At 68.1% G+C, this 22174-nt stretch carries 20 protein-coding genes and 1 tRNA gene; 10 read left to right on the top strand and 11 right to left on the bottom strand.

Annotation, left to right across the window (positions count from 1 at the left end; translation table 11 throughout):
• Positions 1-38: 38 nt before the first annotated feature.
• Positions 39-860: a crotonase/enoyl-CoA hydratase family protein gene (locus OG804_RS24195; protein ID WP_328390177.1), complete on the bottom strand. Its 822-nt coding sequence runs from the start codon at positions 858-860 to the stop codon at positions 39-41.
• A gap of 127 nt (positions 861-987) precedes the next feature.
• Between OG804_RS24195 and OG804_RS24190 the strand changes: the two genes are divergently transcribed.
• From OG804_RS24190 to OG804_RS24175, 4 genes are all read left to right on the top strand, one after another.
• Positions 988-1461 carry a YbaK/EbsC family protein gene (locus OG804_RS24190; protein WP_328390175.1) on the top strand — a complete coding sequence of 158 codons (474 nt, stop codon included), beginning with the start codon at positions 988-990 and terminating at the stop codon, positions 1459-1461.
• 73 nt (positions 1462-1534) lie between these two features.
• On the top strand, positions 1535-2095 hold the full coding sequence (locus OG804_RS24185) for a flavin reductase family protein (protein WP_442941616.1): 561 nt from the start codon (positions 1535-1537) through the stop codon (positions 2093-2095).
• Positions 2096-2236: 141 nt separating this feature from the next.
• Positions 2237-6151: a Pls/PosA family non-ribosomal peptide synthetase gene (locus OG804_RS24180; protein ID WP_328390173.1), complete on the top strand. Its 3915-nt coding sequence runs from the start codon at positions 2237-2239 to the stop codon at positions 6149-6151.
• Positions 6151-7512, top strand: a complete 1362-nt coding sequence (locus OG804_RS24175; RefSeq protein WP_328390171.1) for a M1 family metallopeptidase — start codon at positions 6151-6153, stop codon at positions 7510-7512. Before OG804_RS24180 ends, OG804_RS24175 begins: the two co-directional genes overlap by 1 nt.
• Here OG804_RS24175 and OG804_RS24170 read toward each other — a convergent pair.
• Together OG804_RS24170 and OG804_RS24165 are read right to left on the bottom strand one after the other, a co-directional pair.
• Positions 7497-7685, bottom strand: coding sequence for a hypothetical protein (locus tag OG804_RS24170; protein ID WP_328390169.1), 189 nt, complete (start codon positions 7683-7685; stop codon positions 7497-7499). The two genes, OG804_RS24175 and OG804_RS24170, sit on opposite strands and share 16 nt — an antisense overlap.
• A gap of 14 nt (positions 7686-7699) precedes the next feature.
• The gene (locus OG804_RS24165; RefSeq protein ID WP_328390166.1) at positions 7700-8194 is read right to left on the bottom strand and encodes a DUF2752 domain-containing protein; all 495 of its coding nucleotides are present in this window, start codon (positions 8192-8194) and stop codon (positions 7700-7702) included.
• Between the two features lie 244 nt (positions 8195-8438).
• On the opposite strand from OG804_RS24165, the gene OG804_RS24160 reads away from it, so the two are divergent.
• Positions 8439-9491: an alpha/beta fold hydrolase gene (locus OG804_RS24160; RefSeq protein ID WP_328390164.1), complete on the top strand. Its 1053-nt coding sequence runs from the start codon at positions 8439-8441 to the stop codon at positions 9489-9491.
• 138 nt (positions 9492-9629) lie between these two features.
• A complete protein-coding gene (locus tag OG804_RS24155; protein ID WP_328390162.1) occupies positions 9630-10550 on the top strand; it encodes an NADP-dependent oxidoreductase in 921 nt (306 codons plus the stop codon).
• 144 nt (positions 10551-10694) lie between these two features.
• Here OG804_RS24155 and OG804_RS24150 read toward each other — a convergent pair whose 3' ends face one another.
• On the bottom strand, positions 10695-11168 hold the full coding sequence (locus OG804_RS24150; RefSeq protein WP_328390160.1) for a DUF1772 domain-containing protein: 474 nt from the start codon (positions 11166-11168) through the stop codon (positions 10695-10697).
• 64 nt (positions 11169-11232) lie between these two features.
• The gene (locus OG804_RS24145) at positions 11233-11631 is read right to left on the bottom strand and encodes a DUF4267 domain-containing protein (RefSeq protein ID WP_328390159.1); all 399 of its coding nucleotides are present in this window, start codon (positions 11629-11631) and stop codon (positions 11233-11235) included.
• Between the two features lie 86 nt (positions 11632-11717).
• On the opposite strand from OG804_RS24145, the gene OG804_RS24140 reads away from it, so the two are divergent.
• Positions 11718-12290: a TetR/AcrR family transcriptional regulator gene (locus OG804_RS24140; protein ID WP_328390157.1), complete on the top strand. Its 573-nt coding sequence runs from the start codon at positions 11718-11720 to the stop codon at positions 12288-12290.
• Positions 12291-12316: 26 nt separating this feature from the next.
• On the opposite strand, the gene OG804_RS24135 is transcribed toward OG804_RS24140, so the two are convergent.
• Entirely contained in the window at positions 12317-12703 is a 387-nt protein-coding gene (locus tag OG804_RS24135; RefSeq protein ID WP_328390155.1) for a DUF1304 domain-containing protein, read from the bottom strand.
• A 314-nt stretch (positions 12704-13017) separates the two neighbouring features.
• Between OG804_RS24135 and OG804_RS24130 the strand changes: the two genes are divergently transcribed.
• Genes OG804_RS24130 through OG804_RS24120 form a run of 3 tightly spaced genes read left to right on the top strand, consistent with a single transcriptional unit; the run spans position 13018 to position 15859 of the window.
• Positions 13018-14364 (top strand): lipase family protein, encoded by a 1347-nt coding sequence (locus tag OG804_RS24130; RefSeq protein WP_328390153.1) that lies wholly within the window; start codon positions 13018-13020, stop codon positions 14362-14364.
• A gap of 53 nt (positions 14365-14417) precedes the next feature.
• Positions 14418-15263, top strand: a complete 846-nt coding sequence (locus OG804_RS24125) for a metalloregulator ArsR/SmtB family transcription factor (protein WP_328390151.1) — start codon at positions 14418-14420, stop codon at positions 15261-15263.
• Positions 15260-15859: a dihydrofolate reductase family protein gene (locus tag OG804_RS24120; protein ID WP_328390149.1), complete on the top strand. Its 600-nt coding sequence runs from the start codon at positions 15260-15262 to the stop codon at positions 15857-15859. The genes OG804_RS24125 and OG804_RS24120 overlap by 4 nt, the downstream gene beginning before the upstream one ends.
• A 293-nt stretch (positions 15860-16152) precedes the next feature.
• On the opposite strand, the gene OG804_RS24115 is transcribed toward OG804_RS24120, so the two are convergent.
• The 5 genes from OG804_RS24115 to OG804_RS24095 form a co-directional block, all read right to left on the bottom strand.
• Positions 16153-16225 (bottom strand) — tRNA-Thr (locus OG804_RS24115).
• A 57-nt stretch (positions 16226-16282) separates the two neighbouring features.
• Positions 16283-17473 (bottom strand): DNA polymerase III subunit delta', encoded by a 1191-nt coding sequence (locus OG804_RS24110; protein ID WP_328390147.1) that lies wholly within the window; start codon positions 17471-17473, stop codon positions 16283-16285.
• 10 nt (positions 17474-17483) lie between these two features.
• Positions 17484-17990: a mycothiol transferase gene (locus OG804_RS24105; protein WP_328390145.1), complete on the bottom strand. Its 507-nt coding sequence runs from the start codon at positions 17988-17990 to the stop codon at positions 17484-17486.
• A gap of 66 nt (positions 17991-18056) precedes the next feature.
• Positions 18057-20972, bottom strand: a complete 2916-nt coding sequence (gene topA / locus OG804_RS24100) for a type I DNA topoisomerase (protein WP_328390143.1) — start codon at positions 20970-20972, stop codon at positions 18057-18059.
• A 669-nt stretch (positions 20973-21641) separates the two neighbouring features.
• Positions 21642-21848 (bottom strand): cold-shock protein, encoded by a 207-nt coding sequence (locus OG804_RS24095; protein ID WP_011206895.1) that lies wholly within the window; start codon positions 21846-21848, stop codon positions 21642-21644.
• Positions 21849-22174 lie beyond the last annotated feature (326 nt).

Genomic DNA, 22174 nt, shown 5'->3' with positions numbered 1-22174 from the left:
GGTGTCTCGCTGAACTCGACGCCGGCTGATACGTCGAGTCACCGCCCCTTGTACTCGGGGGTCCGCTTCTCGAACACCGCCTGAATCGCCTCGGTCAGGTCCTCGGACGGCAAGAAGGCCGCGTTCCAGGCCGAGACGTACCGCAGCCCTTCCGCGACCGCCGCGGAATTACGCTGGCCCAGTATGTCTTTCGCACCCTGGACCACCAGCGGCGGGTTCGCGGCGATTTCCCGCGCCGTCGCGTGCGCCGCTTCCAGGACCGCCTCCTGATCGGCGAAGACATCGTTGACCAGCCCGATCTTCTCCGCCCGCGCGGCGTCGATGTCCTTGGCCGTGAAGGCCAGTTCGCGGAGGTGACCTTCGGAGATGATCCCGGGCAGCCGCTGTAGCGAGCCCACATCGGCCACGATGGCGACCTTCGCCTCACGCAGGCTGAACTTCGCTTCCGCGCTGGCGTAGCGGATGTCGGCGGCCGCGATCAGGTCGAGCCCGCCGCCGATGCACCAGCCCGACACCGCGGCGATCACCGGTTTGCGGCATTCGGCGACCGCGGTGATCGAAGCCTGCAGGCGACGGATATCGGCGAGGAAATCGGTGCGCGGCGCGGCCAGTGCGCGGTCGGCCATCAAGGGCCCGAAGGTGCCGCTCATCGCGGGCAGGTCCAAGCCGTAGGAGAAGTGCTTGCCCGATCCGGTGAGCACGACCGCGCGGACCGCGGGGTCGGCGTCGAGACCGCGGAAGATCTCCGGCAGCTCACGCCAGAAATCCGGGCCCATCGCGTTGCCTTTGCCCGGTCCGGTGAGTCTCACCCGGGCGACGTGGTCGTCGGTTTCGACGGTGAAAGCCTGCCAGTCTGTCATCGGTCCAGACTAATGGTCACCGCTGTCCGCAGGTCAGGCCGTGGTCCGCGGGTGTACGGGACCGGCGTCCCGTCCGATCAGTGGGTTTTCGGCGGCGAGACGCGCCGGATCGCTCTACCCTGTGCCCATGCGCAGGTCGCTTCCACAGATAACCTGCCGGGTATCGGACACTTTGATCGCTCGCGGTCATCACGGGCTGATCGTCACCACACCGGGTTCGGCGACCGGTCCCGCGGAAACCGCGGAGGCGATGGAGGTGGATCTGGGTGCGGTGGTGCACTCGGAGGTCTTCCTTCTCGGCGAAGAACCGGTCCTGCTCCTGGTCTCGGCCGCGCACCGGGTGGATCCGGCGCGAACCGGCAGGCGGCTCGAGGGAGCGCTGATCCCCGCGCCGCCGCATCTGGTGATGCGGTACACCGGGCAGCTACCGGGCAGCGTCGCCCCGGTCGGGCATCCGGTGAATCTGCCCACCTGGGTGGATACGAGTTTGTCCGAACATCGTGAACTCTGGGCCGCGGGCGGCAGCCCGGCGACCGTGTTCCGCACCTCGTATCCGGAACTGCTGCGGATCACCGCCGGGCTGTCCATCGACGTGGACTGAGCCGGTCACGTGGGGTTCCCGGACAATGGACCGGAACCGGTCTGCGCGTCGATCCGGGCGTAGCGTCGGCGAGGTGAGCGAAGTACCACGGCCCGATACCGGAATCCGAATACCCGACGATCTCAGCGGTATCACCGCCGAGCAGTACCGCGCCTCGATGCGCCATTACCCGTCCGGCGTCACCGTCGTGACGCTCGATTCGGCCGTCGGCCCGGTCGGCTTCACGGCGACCTCGTTCGCCTCGCTCTCCTTGGACCCGCCGCTCGTATCCTTCAACATCAGCGATACGTCCTCGAGCTTGACGGCCCTGACCGCCGCCGAATCCGTGGTCATCCATTTCCTCGGCGAACACCAGCGTCATCTGGCCCAGCGTTTCGCCCGGGCCGCGACGCACCGGTTCAGCGACCGCGCCCTGTGGAGCGCGCTGGACACCGGCGAACCGGTTCTGCACGGCACCCCGTTGTGGTTGCGCACCACTGTGGAACAGCTCATACCGATCGGTGACCACACGTTCGTGGTCGGCCGGGTGGTCCGGGTGCACGACGATACCGACGAGGAGCCGTCGACCGCTCCCCTGCTCTATTACAACGGCCGCTACTACCGACCCACCCCGCTCGCCGACGACGCGGACTAGCTGCCGCCGCTTTCCCGCTGTCGCCGTCGCGTAAGAATCGCCGAGTACTCTGTTCACCCGGTCGACCGCTGTTTGCCGGGCGGTAACCCTGGTATGAGACAACGAGTCCGTCGGCAGGGCGATGGAAGGTGGGCCGGACAGATGCGGTCGCAGCTGCGAACGGTGAGCGAACTCCAGCGTGCCGAGGCGGCGCCACCTGCGCGCACTCTCGTCGATGTGCTCGCCGAGACGGCCGCCGCCTACCCCGAGGCGCCGGCTGTCGCGACCGCGGACCGCACCCTGTCCTACGCGGAACTGCTCGCCGAGATCGACGACTCGGTCCGGGATCTGGCCGCCGCCGGAGTGCGTCGCGGCGACCGCGTCGGCGTGCGGATGCCGTCGGGCACCTGGGAGCTGTATCTCACGATTCTCGCGGTGTTGCATGCCGGGGCGGCCTACGTCCCGGTCGACGCCGACGATCCCGAGGAGCGGGCCGAACTGGTCTTCACCGAGGCCCGGGTGACCGCCGTCGCGACCGCCGCCGGGATCCGTCCGGTCCCGGCGGATGCCCCGGGCGCCGCCCGGGCAATCGGCGAGCAATCTCCTGGGCCGCCCGCGGTCGGCGACGACGCCTGGATCATCTTCACCTCCGGTTCCACCGGCACGCCGAAGGGCGTCGCGGTGACCCACCGCAGTGCCGCCGCCTTCGTGGACGCCGAGGCGCGCCTGTTCCTCCCGGACAGCCCGATCGGCCCGGGTGACCGTGTCCTGGCCGGGCTGTCGGTGGCCTTCGACGCCTCCTGCGAGGAGATGTGGTTGGCCTGGCGTAACGGAGCCTGCTTGGTGCCGGCGCCGCGCGCGCTGGTCCGCACCGGCGCCGATCTCGGCCCCTGGCTGGTCCGGCAGGGCATCACGGTGGTGTCCACCGTCCCGACCCTGGCCGCGACCTGGCCCGCCGAAGCATTGGAGTCGGTGCGGCTGCTCATCTTCGGCGGCGAGGCCGTCCCCCCGGAGCTGGCCGAGCGCCTGGCCGACGAGGACCGCGAGGTGTGGAACACCTACGGGCCCACCGAGGCGACCGTGGTCGCGTGCGCCGCACTGCTCGACGGCACCGGACCGGTGCGGATCGGTCTCCCGCTGGACGGTTGGGACCTGGTGGTGGTCGATGCGGACGGCGTTCCGGTGGGCGAGGGCGGAACCGGGGAACTGGTGATCGGCGGAGTCGGGCTGGCCCGCTACCTCGACCCGGCCAAGGACGCCGAGAAGTACGCGCCGCTGGCAACCCTGGGCTGGGACCGCGCTTACCGCAGCGGCGATCTGGTCCGCAACGACAGCGCGGGCTTGATCTTCCTCGGTCGCGCCGACGATCAGGTGAAGATCGGCGGCCGCCGGATCGAACTGGGCGAGATCGACAACGCCCTGCAGCATCTGCCGGGTGTGAGCGGTGCGGCGGCCGCGGTGCGCACCACGGCGACCGGCGCACCGGTTCTGATCGGCTACCTCACCGGCGTCGCCGAGGACTACGACCTGGCCGCCGCCCGCGCGCACCTGGCCGAACGACTTCCCGCACCACTGATTCCCCGCCTGGTAGTGGTTCCCGATCTGCCCACCCGCACCTCGGGCAAGGTCGACCGCAATGCCCTGCCGTGGCCGCTGGCCGGCGCCGACGCCGGAACCGAGCACGGACTCACCGGCACCGCGGCCTGGCTGGCGACGCTGTGGACCGATGTCCTCGGCGCCGAGATCACCGGCGCCGACGCAGATTTCTTCGCGCTCGGCGGCGGATCGCTGTCGGCCGCGCAGTTGGTCACCGCCCTGCGCGCCCGGTACCCGCGGGTCACGGTCGCCGATGTCTACGACCATCCCCGGCTGGGGGCGCTCGCCGAACTGCTCGACCAGAGCGCCCCGGGTGCGGCCGCCGAAACCCGGCTGGTGCGGCCGACACCGCTGACCGCGCAATGGATTCAGGTGCTCGCCACCCTCGCGCTGACCACGCTGACCGGGCTGCAGTGGGTGACCTGGCTCGCCGCCGCCTCCGGCGTCGCGGGCTGGTTCGATCTGCTGCCTTGGCTGCCGCGTCTTTCCTGGTGGTGGACCGCGCTGCTGTTCCTGGTCTTCATCAGCCCGCTCGGCCGGATGGCGATCTGCGTGGTCGGCGCCCGGACGCTGCTGTCGGGCGTGCGACCGGGCACCTATCCGCGCGGCGGCTCGGTGCATGTGCGGCTGTGGGCCGCGGTCCGCCTGGCGGAGGCCAGCGGCGCGGAGAACCTTTCGGGCGCGCCGTGGATGGTGCCCTTCGCCAGGGCGCTGGGGGCGACCGTGGGCAAGGGCGTCGATCTGCACACGTTGCCCCCGGTGACGGGCATGCTCGAATTACGCGACGGCTGCAGCATCGAACCCGAAGTCGATCTGTCCGGTTACTGGATCGACGGCGATACGGTGCACATCGGCTCCATCGTGGTGGGCAAGGGCGCGGTGGTCGGCGCGCGCTCGGTGCTGCTGCCCGGCACGAGAATCGGCCGGGACGCCGAGATCGCGGCCGGCTCCGCGGTCTCCGGGAAGGTGAAAGCCGGTCAGGAATGGGCCGGATCACCCGCGGTGAAGGTGGGCAGGGCCCGCCATCGCTGGCCCGCACAGACCCCGGAGCGCGCGGTGCACTGGGTGCTGGCGTTCGGAGTCGGCTCGCTGGCGCTGGCGGGAGTTCCGCTGCTCGGACTCGCGGCGGGCCTCGCCGTGATCACCTGGAGCGTCCGGGACAGCCCGGACCTCGGGTCCGCCCTGCTGCCCGCTTTCCTGTGCTTACCGATCGCCACGCTCGTCAGCCTGATCGTGTACGCGGTCGTCACGATCGTCGCGGTACGGCTGCTCAGCGTCGGCCTGACCGAGGGTTATCACCCGGTACGCAGCCGGGTGGGCTGGCAGGTCTGGGCCACCGAACGCCTCCTGGACTCGGCCCGCACCTTCCTGTTTCCGCTGTACGCTTCCCTGCTCACCCCGATCTGGTTGCGTCTGCTCGGGGCGAAGGTGGGCAAAAGGGTCGAGGCGTCCACGGTGCTGCTGATCCCCAAGTTCACCACGGTCGCCGACGGCGCCTTCCTCGCCGACGACACCATGATCGCCAGCTACGAGCTCGGCGGCGGCTGGCTGCACATCGGTGAGGCCAAGGTCGGCAAACGCGCGTTCCTGGGCAATTCCGGGATGGCCGCGCCCGGTCGCCGGGTGCCCAAGAACGGCCTGGTCGCCGTGCTGTCCGCGGCGCCCAGCAAAGCGAAGGCCGGCTCGTCCTGGCTGGGCAGCCCGCCGGTCCGGTTACGGCGGTCCGCCGGTACCGCCGATGCCGACCGCACCTACGACCCGCCCCTGCGCCTGCGGATCTTCCGCGGCGCCTTCGAAACCTGCCGCCTCGCCGCGGTCGTGGTGACCTTCGCCATCGGGCTCGGGGTGCTGCTGGTGCTGGCCCGGCTGGCCACCGGTTTCGGATATCTGGCGGCGGCGCTGCTGTCCGGGGTGGTGCTGATGGTCGCGGGCGCCGTGGCCTGCGCGAGCGCGGTGACGGCGAAATGGGCTCTGATCGGCCGTATCCGGGCCGGCGAACATCCCCTGTGGAGTTCGTTCGTCTGGCGCAACGAGGTATCGGACGCGTTCGTGGAAACCGTCGCGGCGCCCTGGTTCGCGCGGGCGGCGACCGGTACGCCCGTACTCAACCTCTGGTTGCGCGCACTGGGCGCGAAAATCGGCCGCGGGGTATGGTGCGAGTCCTACTGGCTTCCGGAGGCAGACCTGGTGACACTCGGTGACGGCGCGACCGTGGAACGCGGCTGCGTGGTGCAGACCCACCTGTTCCACGACCGCATCATGGCCATGGACACCGTGACCTTGGAACCGGGCGCCACCCTCGGACCGCACTGCGTCGCACTGCCCGCCGCCACCCTCGGCGCGGGCGCCACCGTGGGCCCGGCGTCACTGGTGATGCGTGGTGACACCGTCCCGGCCTCCACGAGATGGTGGGGCAACCCGATCACACCCTGGACCGCCGCTGTCGAGTCCGATCCGGCCGAAGAGGAGACGGACCGCTGATGGGGAGCAGGTTCTACGACGCCCCCATCGACGACTATCTACCGCAGAACGGGAATCGGGGTTATCGGGTATCCCGGTACGAACTGGACCTGAACTACAAGGTCGCCAGCAACCGGCTCGCGGGGCGGGCGGTGATCACCGCTGTCGCCACCGCGGAGCGCCCGCGGTTCTCCCTCGACCTCTCCCAGGCGCTCGCGGTTTCCAAAGTGCTGGTCAACGGCAGCAAAGCCGGTAAGTACACCCATCAGCGCGGCAAACTCACCGTCACCCCCCGCGAGCGGATACCCGCGGGCGGGATCCTGCAACTGATCGTGCAGTACGCCGGCGCGCCGAAACCGGTGCGCGGCCCATGGGGCGAGGTCGGCTGGGAGGAACTCACCGAAGGTTCACTCGTGGCCAGTCAACCCAACGGCGCCGCGTCCTGGTTTCCGTGCGACGACCATCCCAGTTCCAAGGCCAGCTACCGGATCTCCATCGCCACCGATACCCCGTATTACACCCTCGCCAACGGTGACCTGGTCGGCAAACAGACCAAGGCCGGTCAGACGACCTGGATCTACGAGCAGACCGAGCCGATGGCGAGCTACCTGGCCACCGTGCAGATCGGGCGCTACCAGAAACACCAGCTGACCGACCGGCATGCCCCGGTGCCGATGCACGCGGTGCTCCCGACCCGGCTGCGCGCCGCCTTCGACCACGATTTCGCGCGACAACCCCAGATGATGTCGGTGTTCAGCGATCTGTTCGGCCCGTACCCGTTCCAGAGCTATTCGGTGGTCGTCACCGAGGACGAACTGGAGATCCCCATCGAAGCCCAGGGCATCTCCGTGTTCGGCGCCAACCATTGCGACGGCCGGCGCGGCGCGGAACGCCTCGTCGCGCACGAACTGGCACACCAATGGTTCGGCAACAGCCTGACCATCCAGCACTGGTGCGATATCTGGCTGCACGAGGGTTTCGCCTGCTACGCGGAATGGATCTGGTCCGAGGCGGCCGACGGTGCCAGTGCCGACCAGCTCGCCCGCGCGGCCTGGCACACCCTGCACCGCCAGCCGCAGAACATCGTGGTCGGCGATCCGGGCCCGACCCTGATGTTCGATGACCGGGTGTACAAGCGCGGGGCCCTCACCCTGCACGCGCTGCGCCTGGAATTGGGCGATACCGCCTTCTTCCGCCTCATCCGCGATTGGACCGCCCGGCACCGCCACGCTTCGGTCTCCACCGAGGAGTTCACCGATCTGGTCGGTCACTACAGCGCGACACCGATGCAGCCGCTGTGGCAGGACTGGCTCTACTCCGAACCGCTGCCGCAGCTCCCACCGGTCGGTGGGACCGGGCGGCCGGGTCAGAACACCAGGTAGCGACCCGCGAGCTGTTCTACCAGCGGATCGTCCTCGGCGACTCGGTCGAGCGCGTCGAGGTCGGCGACTACCGAGATGAGGCGTGGGTCCTCGGATCCGGGCCCCAGCGGACCGTCCTCGGCCAACTGCCGCATCAGTTTGTCGCGGACCCGGTCCTTGAGTGAATCGCGCATCTGTGCCTCGTGTGTCAGACCGGCGTCAGCCAGGTGCCCCAGGGGGTGTTGCGCAGAACCGTGTAGACGGCGATCGAGCCGAACAGCATCCACATCGTGGCGCTGCTGATCTCGGGCAGTCGCGGCCCGGCGCCCCGTCGGGCGCGGATGGCCCAATCACTCACCCACAGCAGGAAGAGCGCCAGCATCGGCAGCGCCAGCAGGTTGCTGTGCAGGGAATCGACGATATGTCCATCGGTCAGGTTGTGCACGGCCCGCATACCGCCGCACCCGGGGCAGTACACCCCGAACAGCGCGTAGACCGGGCACAGCCCGTACGCACCCTCGATATGCGGATCACGCACGTGCAGCAGCGCCACTGCCGCCGCGCCCACGCCCGCCGCGGCCGCGGGTAACGCGAGTCCGAGCCACCCGGTCGGCCACGATGTCGGCGCGCGTTGCGACCCTTCCGCTCCCGGAACCCCGGGATCCACCAGCTCTCGTGGTTCGGCTGCGTCCGAGTCGTTCACAGTGTTCACCGTAGTCGCGGCGGACCGGTTGACGCCACAACCTCCGGAGGTGCTTGCTCCGTTTCAGCCACTCCTGGCATAGAACACCGTACGAATGGGCATTCTGGGCTAACAGCGCCACCTGCTCCGCCGATATCCGGGACAACAACGACATCCCGGATACCGGAAACCCGGTACAGCGCTTGCTCTTGTAAGCACCCAGCTTGCAGGGTTACCGTGTCAGCAGGCACAAAGGAGTGTTCTGATGCTGGTGAAGTCGATAACCGCGCTATCGCAGGCGCACGAAGGCGCGTTGACCGCCCCGTACCGAGCTACGTTGCGTGCGCGCCGATTCCGGACCCCGCACTACAACGCGCCGGCGGCCGGTCCCGAGATCATTCCCGTCACCACTGTCGACGGCGCCCGCCTGCGAGTGCACTCCTATGGTCCCGCCGATGCCGAGCCGATCGTGCTCATCCACGGCTGGAGCTGCTGTATCGAATACTGGCACCCCCAGATCAACGCCTTCGCGGACCGTTATCGCGTGATCGCCTACGACCAGCGCGGCCACGGCGACAGCACGCTCGGCCGCGCTCCCCTGAGCGACCGCACGCTCGCCGACGATCTGTCCGCCGTCCTCGACGCCACCCTGCGCCCGGGGCAGAAAGCGCTGCTCGCCGGCCACAGCATGGGCGGCATCACCCTGCAGGCCTGGGCCGCCCGCCACCCCGAACAGGTCGCCCGGCGCGCCCGCGCGGTGGTCCTGGCCAACACCACGTCGGGAAACATCCGGTACGACACCGATCTGCTGCCCCTGCTGAACAAGCCGCTCGCCGTGTGGAAACAGCCGATCACACTGCTCGGGTCCCCCATCCGGCTCCCGATGATCGTCGCCGAATCCATTCTCACCACGCCGCTGCCGCTCCCCGGCGGCTGGGCCGCGCGCGAGATCCTGAGAGAACGCATCATGGCCCGGGGCGCCACCAGTGAGCAGGCCGATTTCGCCCTGAACATCGTGCGCTCGTGCCGGCCGTTGGCGCGTGGCCGTCATGCGGCGATCCTCGCGGATCTGCAGCTGGGCGCAGCCGCGGCGAACCTCACGGCACCCACCACGATCATCGCCGGCCGTTATGACCGGCTGCTTCCCGAACGCATGTCCCGGATCATCGCCGAGACCATGCGCGCGGCCGGCCACCGGCCCGATTACCAGGTCTGGCCCACCGGCCACCTGGGCAATATCGAGAAGGTGGACCTGTTCAACGCCGAACTCACCGCCGTCCTGAACCGCACCAGCGCACGGTCTGCGGCCGTGAGCTGAGCGGAAGTCCCCGAGTCCGGTCAATGTCGCCCGGCTCGGCGGACCCTCCGCACCCGGCCGCGGACCGCCGCGCCGGAATCTATCGCCTGCGGCGCGTCGTTGCACGCAAGAGGGGACCGCAACCGATAGGACTGGACGATGCGTGCAGCGACCTACGACCGGTACACCACCGACAACAGCGATGTGCGAGTTCGTGACCTGCCGAAACCGAAGGTCTTCCCGGGTTCGGCCCTGATCGAGGTCCGCGCGGCCGGGGTCAACCCGGTCGACTGGAAGGTGATGTCGGGCGGGCTGGACGGTCTCATCGACGCGGTCTTCCCGGTGATACCGGGTTGGGATGTGGCCGGAATCGTGGTCGAGACCGGATTCGACACACCGGAGTTCACGGTCGGCGACGAAGTACTGGCCTATGCCCGCAAAGACGTCCTGCATGCGGGCACGTTCGCCGAATTGGTCGCCGTCTCGGCGGCGCATATCGCGCACAAACCCGCCGATCTGCCGTGGGAGCAGGCGGGGGCGCTACCACTGGCCGGCGGTACCGCACTGCGCACCCTCGACATTCTCGAGGTCACCACCGGCGAGACCGTCCTCATCCACGCCGCTGCCGGCGGTGTCGGCAGTATGGGAGTTCAGATCGCCCGGGCCCGTGGCGCCCGCGTACTGGGTACGGCCTCCTCTCGCAACCACGACTACCTGCGCGAACTCGGGGCCGAACCGGTGTCCTACGGGGAGGGCATCGTCGAGCGCATCCGCGACCTCGCACCGGAGGGCGTGCAGGCCGTCGCCGATTTCGTGGGCGGGCAGCTCGACACCACCCTGGCGGTCCTGGCCCCCGGCGGCCGGCACGCGTCGATCGCCGACAACACCGTGGCCGAGCACGGCGGCCATATCGTCTGGGTCCGCCCCGACGGCACCCACACCCAGCGTCTGGCCGATCTCGCCGCCAAAGGCGATCTCCTCGTGCCGGTAGGTGCGACCTTCTCCCTGGAAGAGGTACCCGATGCCTTTGCGGCAGGCCGGTCCGGACATACCCGGGGCAAGAACGTCATAGTCCTCTGAGGCGGGTTCACCACGGTTCATCGGCAGACAGGTCGGGCCCGGCGGCCCGGTAGGCCGATGAGCGGACCGGGCAGTAACCGGACCGCTCATCATCGGAGCTCCGCTCCCATTGCTCATCTCAGGCCGCGGCCAGCGCTGTTCATCTCAGGCCGCGGCCAGCGCGACGAGCAGCGCGATCAACACGAACGTCTGCAGCGCGACCCGGGCGTAGATGATGCTGTCCCACCGGTCCTGGAGCTCGCGGGCGTTCGCCGGAACGATTCCGCTCTGGGCCGCGGCTTTCTGCGCGGTGTTGATGGGCTTCGCGATACGGGCATAGAGCACCAGCCACAACACCAGCGCAGCCACCGCGAGCCCGGCCGAGACGGCGGACAGTGCCGACCCGGCGATGGCGGCGAGAACCCCGGCAACCAGCGCACTCAGCACTCCGGTGATGCCGACCGGCGGCATTCGGCGGTCCGCGTAGTAGTGACCCCACCCGGCGCTGAGGGTCATCGTGGCGTCGTCGAGCCGGCGGTAGACCGAGCGCATGACCAGGGCGGCGAGGACATCGGTGCCGTAGACGACGGCATTGGCGAGTACGGCCAGTACCACGAGGATCTGGATGGACAACGACATGGTGTGCTCCTGATGGATTCGAGGATCGCGCGGCGGTTACCGAGCGCGGTGGAGGACTGTCCTGTCAGCGATCGCCGCGCGGGCGTTCGCGGATGAGCAGCAGCCCGGTGAGCGCGACGAGCACGGCGGTGAGTCCGTGGACTGCGAAAGCGGTCGCGGCGGAGCCGTGATGGGACAGCACGGTGATCATGTCCCCCACCGGGATCAGCGCGATGACGAGCATGACGACGCCGAGGGCGAAGCGCTGGCCCAGCGCCAGCAGCGCGAGGATGACCACCCCGGAAACGGTGTCGCGCACACCCTTGATGTTCAGGAAGGCGGCCGCGTCGCCGGTCGGCCATTCGGGCAGACCGAAGCCGGTCACGATGATTCCGGGGGTGATCAGGTAGCTGATGCCGATGTAGAAGATGAATGCTGCCCCCAGCACCGTCAGTGCGGTGGCGATACGTCGGGTGGTGATCATGACGCTCCAGAATCTAGCAGTGCTATTAACTAGAGCGATAGTAGACATACTCTCGCTAACTTGTCTAGCAGTGCTAGAATTCGAGCATGGGAATCCAGAGCAGGCGGGAACGCGAACGCGCCGAGCGGCACCGGCTCATTATCGAAACGGCCCGCGAGCTGGCGGAGACCGAGGGCTGGGATGCCGTCACGGTCCGCCGCCTCGCAGACCGGATCGAATACAGTCAGCCCGTTCTCTACAGCCACTTCGCCGATAAGAACGCCATCGTCACCGCGGTCGCCGAAGACGGCATCGGCGAACTCGCCGCCGCCATGGGCCGGGCCAGAGCCGCCTGCTCCACGCCCTCTACCGCCCTGGCCGCCGTCGCGGGCGCCTACAGCGATTTCGCCGCCGAGAAACCCGCCCTCTACGACGCGATGTTCGCCATGACCACAGATCTGAAGTTCGGTCCGGACGCCCCCCAGCCGTTACGCGACGCGTTCGCCGAACTGGTCGCCGTATTCGCGCCTTTCGCCGGCGGCGACGACGTGGAGACCCTCACCGAAACCGGCTGGAGCGTCCTGCACGGTCTCGCCACCCTCGAACGCGGCGGCCGCCTGCGCCCCGGCCTCCGCGAGCAGCGCCTGGCGATCCTGCGGCGCTGGATCGAGCGGACCTGATCCGGCCCGCGAATACCGGGCGCCGATCAGCCCATCAGTGCCCAGATCACGCCGAGGACCACGGTCGCCAACGGCGCGGTCCCCTGCTTGACCGCGGCGGCGCGCTTATCCGGCGACGAGAGCAGCAGGACGACCGCCGCGCCCAGCATCGACCCGGTTCCGGCGAGGATCAACGCCGTTCCGACACCCCGGTTCCCCGCCACCGCGATCACGATCCCCACACCCGCGATGATCGCGAGGAACAGATTGTAGAACCCCTGGTTGTAGGCCAGTTCCCGAGTGGCCGCGGCTTCCGTGGCGCTTGTTCCGAACACGGCCCGCGCCCGCCCGGTCCACGCGAACGACTCCAGATACCAGATATATACGTGCAGCAGCACGGAAACCGCCGCGAAGACTGCGAGGGCGATCAGCATGAGCACCGACCTTAGCCCACGACCGGGCCGATCGGCGCCCGGCGACGCGATTCGGCGCGGGCCCGATCCTCGATGAACCCGGCGGCCGGACAGCACGATCGCGGCGCCGCGCCGGCCCGCCGAGCCGACAGAGCAACCTCTTTGACCTGCGAACGGGCGTGCGTTTGAATGCACAGGCGTCCGGCAACGACGCTGTCTCGGCACCCGGCTCTCGAACTGTCCCGCCCGACCGCATCGATGCTCGATCGCGCCGCCGCCCTTTCCGCACGGCCCACCCGGCAGCGCAGTCCCGCACCGGGAAACGGAGTTGTGCCATGAGGACGATCGGATTCGCGGCCGCGAAGAGGTTCGCCGTCCACACCGCCCCGGGATCCGGTCGGCGAACGACCGGCTACCGCGCCCTCGCCGTAATATTGACCGCGACAACAGCATTCACCACCGGTCTCATCGCCGCAGGTCATGTGACAGCCCAACCGGATCCGCCACCGCCACCCCCGTCGGCAGACCCGTTCTACAGCTACGATCAGCCGCTCGGGCCGGTACCGCCGGGCACGATCCTGCGTTCCCGCTCCGCACCCTTCGCCGCCGGAAATCTGCCGACACCCGTCATCGGCACCCAGGTGCTCTATCGGACGACCAACCAGCAGGCCAACCCGACCTCGACCGTCGCGACGGTATTACGTCCCCTCACCTCCGGCCCGGCGCGACTCGTGTCGTACCACATGGCCTATGACGCCCTCGGATCCGAATGCGATCCCTCCTACACTCTCACCGGTCACGCCGACCACGGCGTCGCGATGGCCGAGCAGGCGGTTGTCGCGGGCTACCTCGCCGCCGGATACACGGTCGTGGTGCCCGATTACGAAGGTCCGGAACTGGAATGGACCGTCGGCCGGCAATCCGGCTACGCCGCGCTCGACGGCATCAGGGCCGCCGAGGAACTGCTGGGACTCCCCGATTCGACTCCGGTAGCGCTGATCGGCTACTCGGGCGGTTCGGTACCCACCGAATGGGCCGCCGAAGTCGCTCCGCGGTACGCGCCCGAACTCGCCGTCGTCGGCGCCGCCGCGGGCGGTCTGCCCGTCGACCTCGCCCACAACCTGCCCTACATCAGCGGAAGCCCCCAGTGGGCCGGGGTCATACCCGCGCTCGTCGTTGCCTATCAGCGCGCGTACGGCCTCGACACCGCGGCGTTCCTCTCCACGCGCGGGAACGAGGTCGTCGATGCCGTGAACGGGCTCTGCATCGGACAATTCGCCTCCGACTATCCCGGCCTCACCGATGCCGATATGGTGCGCGCCCCCTATACCTCGCTGCTCGACGTCCCCCAGGTGGTCGCCGCGATCGACGACAACATCATGGGCACCGCGGGGACACCGGCCGTACCCCTGCTGCTGGCGGTAGGCCAGGTCGATCCGACCGGTGATTCGGTGATGGTCACCCGGGACGTCGAAGGACTCGCCCACGAGTACTGCGACCGGGGCGTGGCCGTGACCTACACGCGCTACGACGGTCGCGCGCACGGCGCCGCGTTCGCCCCGTTCGAGGCACAAGCGGCCCAGTTCCTGGCCGACCGCTTCACCGGCGCTCCGCCGCCGAACAACTGCGCGACCGTCGGTCCCGGGAACACGCTGACGCCCACACCCCTCCCGATCGGATGACAGCCGGGAATATTCCTTGACTTGAATATTCTCTTTAGTGAATACTTTGGTGCATGGAACAGATCGCTTCAGCACTCGGAGACGGCGCGCGATGGCGCATCGTCGAGCTCCTCACCGAGCGCCCCCGGTCTGTCGGCGAACTGGCCGAACTCACCGGATTGCGCCAGCCGCAAACGACCAAGCACCTCCAGACCCTGGCCCGCGCGGGCCTCGTCACCGTTTTTCCGCTCGGGCAACGTCGCGTCTACGCGATCGAATCGGCACCCCTGCAGGCGCTGGAACGCCGGTTGCGACAGCTGGTCGCAGCGACCGAGGCACATGCGGGTGAGCGAGATGCGCTCGCGCGCTACCGAACCGCCATCGACGCGGAATCCGCGTCGGCCCACCGGGACCGCTGGGCCGACGGGCGCGGCTTCTCGTTCGAGCGCGCGCTCCCCGTGCCCCGCGAACTCGTGTGGCGGCACTGGGTCGAACCGGAACTCCTCACATCCTGGTGGGCACCCCCGTCCATGACCGTCACCGATTGCGTCCTCGAGCCGGAGCCGGGCGGCCGCGCGGTCCTCGACTACCGCGACGCCGAGGGACGCCGATACCGCTCAGCAGGGCGAGTCCGCACAGCGCAGGACCCCGGCCACCTCGTGTTCGACCTCTCGGTCCTGGACGGAACGGGAGCGGTCTCGTTCACCGGCCACTACGACCTGACCCTCGAGACGGTCCCAGAGGGCACCCGGCTGCGGCTCGATCTGACCATCACCGAAACGACCGTCGCGGCCGTCCCCTATATCGCCGGAATCGAAACCGGCTGGGGCCAGGTCCTCGACCACCTCGCCGCCGCCGTCGGCTCGTCCGCCCACACCACCGGACAACCCACACCGAAAGACAAGGACACACAGTCATGACCGACACCACCCAACGCAAGGTCACCGCGAACATCAGCCTCACCCTCGACGGGCGCTACAACGGCCCCGGCGGCCCCGGCGACATGGGCGCCATCGTCTCGTACGCGACCACCGACGTCGCACGCAACCACCTCACCCGTATCTGGGAGAAGGCCACCACCGTCCTGCTCGGCCGGCTCAATGCCGAAGGATTCCTCGGATTCTGGCCCACAGTCGCCGCGGACGAGAACGCCGACCCGCGTGACCGCGGCTACGCCAAATGGCTGGTCGACACCGAAAAAGTGGTCTTCTCGACCACCCTGACAGCAGCGCCCTGGGAGCGCACCCGCATTGTGAACGCCCCCGCCGCCGAGGTCGTCGCCGCCCTCAAAGCCACCGGCGCCGGCGAAATCCTGGTCAACAGCAGCGCGAGCGTCATCAAGCCACTGCTGTCCGCGGACCTGATCGACCGCCTCTACCTCATGATCTGCCCCGAGATCGCCGGCGGCGGACAACGGCTGTTCGACGACGGCCTGCCGGGGTCGAAATGGACACTCACCGAACAGGAAACCGGCGAACTCGGCGAGATCGCCCTCGTCTACGACCGCGCACGCTGACCCGAGTCGCTCCTCCTGAGCGGCGTCGACGACGAACAGCTCAGGAGAAACACCTCGACCGAGCATTCCCCGACGCGGTCAGGGCAGGCAGCAGTCCCCACTACAGCGCCCAGAGCACGAATCCTGTTCCACCACAGATCAGGATCACAGGGAAGACTCGGGAAATCGGGCTCGACCGGGGGCGATCGAACGCCGCTGGCACGACCGAACGCGATCGAGATCCGGTGCCCCGGAGGCATCATCCTCGCTGCTCGGATAGCAAAATCCCCGGTGATGGCCACCGGGGATCACAGAGCCGCCTAGGAGAATCGAACTCCTGACCTTTTCATTACGAGTGAAGCGCTCTACCGACTGAGCTAAGGCGGCGTGCCGTTCGGCGTGGCGAGTCTATCCTCTCTGTCCGGGGAACGCGAAAACGGGTGGTCACGAGGTTTCGGCTATGAGGGTGGCCGCCATGGCGGCGACCGCGAAGCGGGGTTTAACGTTCTGGTCGAGAGCTTCGCGGCAGGCGAGGATCGCGTCGATCGAGCGGAGCAGACCTTCGGGGCGGACTCGGCGGGCCAGGTCGCGGGAGCGGTCGGCCAGGTCCGGGTGGGTCATGGTGATGCCGCCGGAGTCGCCGAAGCTCACCGCCAGGGCATCGCGGTAGAGACCCGCGATATCGAGCAGGGCACGATCCAGGGCATCGCGGCCGGTGCGGGTGGCACGGGATTTCTGGCGACGCTCCAGATCCTTGAGCGCGCCCGCCGAGCCGCGGGTGGCGCCCGCCGCTCCCTTGCCCGTCCCGCCGGCGCCGAGCGCGGTGGCGAGCTCGTCGCGTTCGTGCTCGTCGCGTTCGGCGCTGAGCTGTTTCGCCTCGTCTTCGGCCGTTTTCACCAACTCGTCGGCCGCCGGGTAGCCGGTGCCGCGGGTCACCGCGGACACCAGATCGAGGGCGCGGCGGCGGCGATCGCGGGCCTCGTCGTCGGTGGCGAGGCGGCGTGCGCGCCCGATATGGCCGCCGCTCACTGCGGCCGCCCACTCCGCGGTTTCGGGGTCGAGGCCGTCGTGTTCACGCAGCACCCGGGCGATCGCGGGGGCCGCGGGGGTGACCAGATGGACGTGCCGGCAGCGGGAACGCAGGGTCACCGAGATATCTTCCGGATCCACCGACGGCGCGCACAGCAGGAACACGGTCCGTTCGGGCGGCTCCTCGACCACCTTGAGCAGCACGTTCCCGGCTGCCTCGGTGAGCCGGTCGGCGTCCTCGATCACCACCACCTGCCAGCGGCCGGTGCTGGGGCGGCGGGCCGCGATCTGCACGATCCCGCGCATTTCCCTGGTCGAGATGCTCAACCCCTCGGGCACCACCCGCCGAACGTCGCCGTGGGTTCCGGCCAGCGTCGTGGTGCAGGCGTGACAGTGTCCGCATCCGGGCCGGTCGGGGTCGGTGCACTGCAGGGCGGCCGCGAAACACAGTGCGGCGACCGAACGCCCGGACCCCGGCGGGCCGGTGAACAGCCAGGAGTGTGTCATCGCGCCCTCGGCCACCCCGGTACGTCCGGCGACCGCGGCATCGGTCAACTCGGCCGCCACCGAGTCCTGACCCACGAGACGTTCGAAGACACCGACCACGCCGCCCACCTTAGCCAGCGCGCTGGGCTGTGGTGTTCGCCCCGTCCAACTGCTCGCGAATGATATCGGCGTGCCCACTGTGGTGGGCGATCTCACGCAGAATGTGCAGGATCAGGAAGCGAGCGGACCACCATACGCGGCCGGGCACCCACGGATTCGTCGGCGTGGGAATCGATGCGTCCAAATCGTCCACGGTGCGCACGAGATCCGCGGTGTTCGCGGCGACGCGCTCCCACTCCGCGAGCAGACCGACGACCGTCTCGTCGTCGCCCATCACGTACTCGCCGTCGTAATCTTCCAACTTCTGCTCGGCGGTCTCGTCGCGTTCGACCAGGACGGTGGTCCACTGCCTTTCGCATCGGATCAGATGGTGCAGCAGACCGCCGAGGGTCAGGTCGCCGACGGTCGTGCGCTGCCGCGCCTGCTCCTCGTCGATACCCCGCAGCGTGATCCGGAACATCTCCCGTTGCTCATCGAGCAACCGGATGAGATCCTCGCGTTCCCCGCTATCTGCCATCAGCGCTCCTCATCAGTTCGACGGTGTTCGCGCGCGACGCTACGTGGGGGGTACGACAGACGCGAACTACTCGCCGCTCTCGGGCGCCGAACGCGCCGCGGCCTTCTTCGCCGGCGCCTTCTTGGCCGGGGCCTTCTTCGCGGCCGTCTTCTTCGCGGCCGCCTTGGCCGTCGTCGTCTTCTTCGCCGCAGTGGTGGTCTTCTTCGCGGCGGCCTTCTTGGCCGGAGCCTTCTTGGCGGTCTTCTTCGCCACCTTCTTCACCGGACCGCGGGCGCGCCGGTCGGCGAGCAGTTCCGAGGCACGTTCGTCGGTGATGGACTCCACTTCGTCGCCCTTGCGCAGGCTGGCGTTGGTCTCACCGTCGGTGACGTAGGGCCCGAAGCGCCCGTCCTTGATCACCATCGGCTTCCCGGTGGCGGAGTCGTTACCGAGTTCCCGAAGCGGCGCGGCTGCCGCGGCCTGTCTACCTCTACGTTTGGGCTCCGCGTACAGCTTGAGCGCGTCGTCGAGGGTCACATTGAAGATCTGATCCTCGGTGGCCAACGACCGGGAATCAGTGCCCTTTTTCAAGTAGGGCCCGTAACGACCGTTCTGTGCGGTGATCTCCTCACCGGACGCCGGATCGGTACCCACCAACCGGGGCAGCGACAGCAGTTTCAGCGCGTCTTCCAAGGTGACCGTCGATGTATCCATGGATTTGAACAGCGATCCGGTGCGCGGTTTCGGACCGGTCTTCTTCGCGGTCTTCTTCACCGCCTGGTCCTCTTCGGGCTCCGGCAGGATCTCGGTGACGTACGGGCCGAAACGCCCTTCCTTGACGACGATCTCGTGCCCGTTGGACGGATCGTTTCCGAGCGTGCGACCCTCCTGCGGTGTCGCGAAGAGTTTCTCCGCGACCTCCGGGGTCAACTCGTCCGGTGGCAGATCGTCGGGCAGGTTCGCCCGCTGGGATGTCGGTTCGGCATCAGGCTTGTCGGGGTCGGTGACCATCCGTTCCAGGTACGGCCCGTATCGACCGACCCGCACCACCACATCGCGATCCGCGTCATCGGTGAACAGTTTGATGGAGTTGATCACACGGGCGTCGATATCGTCGAGGCGCTCACCGACCATTTTCTTCAACCCGCCGGACCGCGCGACCGACCCTTCGGCACCGTCGTCACCGCCGAAGTAGAAGCTGGACAGCCAGTTTCCGCGCCGGGCACGGCCGCCGGCGATCGCATCCAGATCGTCTTCCATGGCCGCGGTGAAATCGAAGTCGACCAACCGGCCGAAATATTGCTCCAGCAGCCCGGTCACCGAGAACGCCACCCAGGACGGCACCAGCGCGCTACCCCGTTTGTAGACGTAACCACGGTCCAGGATGGTTTTGATGATCGACGAATACGTGGAGGGGCGCCCGATACCGAGCTCTTCCAGTGTCTTGATCAGCGACGCCTCGGTGTACCGCGCGGGCGGATTGGTGCTGTGCCCGTCGGGGTTCAGCTCGACCGCTGTGACACCCTCGCCCTCGTCCAGCTGCGGCAGCCGGGTTTCAGCGTCGTCGGACTGGCCGCCGGCCTCCTCGTCGACGCTCTCCACGTAGGCCTTCAGGAAGCCCGGGAAAGTGATGGTGCGACCGGACGCGGAGAACACGCACTGCTCGCCGGTGCCGGCGGTACCGGTGATCCGCAGAGTCAGGGTCGTGCCCCGGGCATCGGCCATCTGCGACGCTACTGTGCGCTGCCAGATCAGCTCGTAGAGCCTGAACTCGTCGGTGTCCAGCCGCGCGTGCAACTGTCCGGGAGTGGCGAAGGTATCACCGGCGGGGCGGATCGCCTCGTGTGCTTCCTGCGCGTTCTTCACCTTGCGGGTGTACTGCCGTGCGGTGGGGTGTACGAACTCGGCCCCGTACAGCTGAGTGGCCTGGTTACGCGCGGCATTGATCGCCGACTCCGACAGCGTGGTCGAGTCGGTACGCATATAGGTGATGTAGCCGTTCTCGTACAACCGCTGCGCGGTGCGCATGGTGCGTTCCGAGGTGAACCGCAATTTGCGGCCGGCCTCCTGCTGCAGCGTGGACGTCATGAACGGCGCATAGGGTTTGCGCGTGTAAGGCTTGGATTCGGCGGAGGTGACCACCAGGTCGGCACCCTGCAATGCCTCGGCCAACCGGCGGGCGCGGGATTCGTCCAGGACCATCGCCCGGGAGTCGGCCTTGAGCCGGCCGTCGGATCCGAAATCACGGCCGGTGGCCACCCGGGATCCGTCGACATCGACCAGTCGCGCGGAGAACACCCGCGGATTGGCGGTGTCGGTAGCCCCGCCCGCATCCAGTCTCGCCGCGATATCCCAGTACTCGGCCGAGCGGAACGCCATCCGTTCCCGTTCACGCTGCACGACCACCCTGGTCGCGACCGACTGCACCCGGCCCGCCGACAGGCGCGGCATCACCTTCTTCCACAGCACCGGACTGACCTCGTAGCCGTACAGACGGTCCAGGATGCGGCGGGTTTCCTGCGCGTCGACCAGGTCGTTGTCCAGGTCACGGGTATCGGCGGCGGCCGCCCGGATCGCGGGCTCGGTGATCTCGTGGAACACCATCCGCCGAACCGGGACCTTGGGTTTCAGTGTCTCCAGGAGGTGCCAGGCGATGGCCTCACCCTCCCGGTCGGGGTCGGTGGCCAGATACAGCTCATCGGCGTCGGCGAGCAAGCTCTTGAGTTCGGTGACCTTGCTCTTCTTGTCCGGGCTCACCACGTAGATGGGTTCGAAGTCGTTGTTGACGTCCACGCCGAGGCGCGCCCAGTCCTGACCCTTGTATTTGGCCGGCACGTCGGCCGCACCCCGCGGCAGGTCGCGGATATGGCCGACGGAAGCCTCGACTGTATAGTTCCGCCCCAGGTAGGGGGCGATTTTTCGAGCCTTGGTCGGTGATTCGACAATGACGAGACGACGCACGGGACGACCCGCCTCGGCTGCGTTTCGGTCTCGTGTTGCCACCGGCGAATCCCTTTCCTTCTCGACCCGCGAAGCGCCGCTGGGGGCGCGGGACGCGGCTGAATGAGCAGATGGTGACGGTCTACATCACCACCAGACACGTTTATACCTTGACGCGGCGACTGGTCGAGCGGTTGCGACCATCGGGCGATGGCGCGTCGATGACGTTCAGTATGCAGTGCCGCGCTACCGGCCGGCACGCACGGTGCGTCACAAATCCACTTGGCATCGCACTGACCGGTGTGCGTGGAGGCCAATCGGGCGTCGGCCCGCGCGTGGCGCAAACCACGCCGGAGACAGCTGAGCGAGGTGCGAGCACAACCGGCTCGGGAACAGACAGGAAGCCTCCGGGTGTCGTCACGGGGGCGTGCGGTGCGCCTCTGTCCGGCGCGGAAGATCGGATAGGGCGTACCCATGCGGTCCGCATCCCGTCAGAGCACCGGGCCGGAACGGACGGCCGGGAGCGCGGCGCGCGCTCGGCCGAAATCCGTGGCCCAGCGAGTGCGGACGGAACGTATACCCGGCCACGCGGCGAGCGGATGGCCGCGCCTGTGGCCCGGCTACGCGAAGAACGCATGGTCGAAGCGGATCCGGAGGTACGCATACTCCACATATAGTTCGTCCCTCGCTCCCGTTACGGGATGCGAGGGACGAACTGGGGGTTGCACTCGCTCAGCTGAGCGCGCGAACTCCGGTGGCCTGCGGGCCCTTGGTACCCTGACCAACCTCGAACTCGACCTTCTGGTTTTCTTCGAGGGTACGGAATCCCGAACCCTGGATCTCGGAATAGTGGACGAAGACGTCCGCAGAGCCGTCCTCGGGCGCGATGAAGCCGAAGCCCTTCTCCGCGTTGAACCACTTCACAGTTCCCTGTGCCATTCTGTTCCTTCTCTTTTCTTACTCGGAACGGCGGACAACTGGGTTTCGTCCACCGGGCCTGTTCCGACCGGCTGTACTCTGGACTCCCATAGGGGGCCTTCGTATGCCGTTCGCAACATCGATCCTGCCAGGGTTTGGACTTTGCATCCGTCCCTCGAACACAGAAGCTTGCGACCGAGAACCAGTGAACCATGTCTTTGGGAAATTCGACAGCGGAGTTACCGACAATTTGCAAAAAAAATGATCTAGCGAATGCGGGAGTAAGGGATTGCCTGCCCAAATCTGTACTTCCGGTATGTTTGCCTACCGATAACCAGCCACCGGAC

Origin of the sequence: Nocardia sp. NBC_00416 (assembly GCF_036032445.1) — a bacterium.
Lineage (GTDB): Bacteria > Actinomycetota > Actinomycetes > Mycobacteriales > Mycobacteriaceae > Nocardia.
This window is presented reverse-complemented; position numbering and strand designations above follow the sequence as displayed.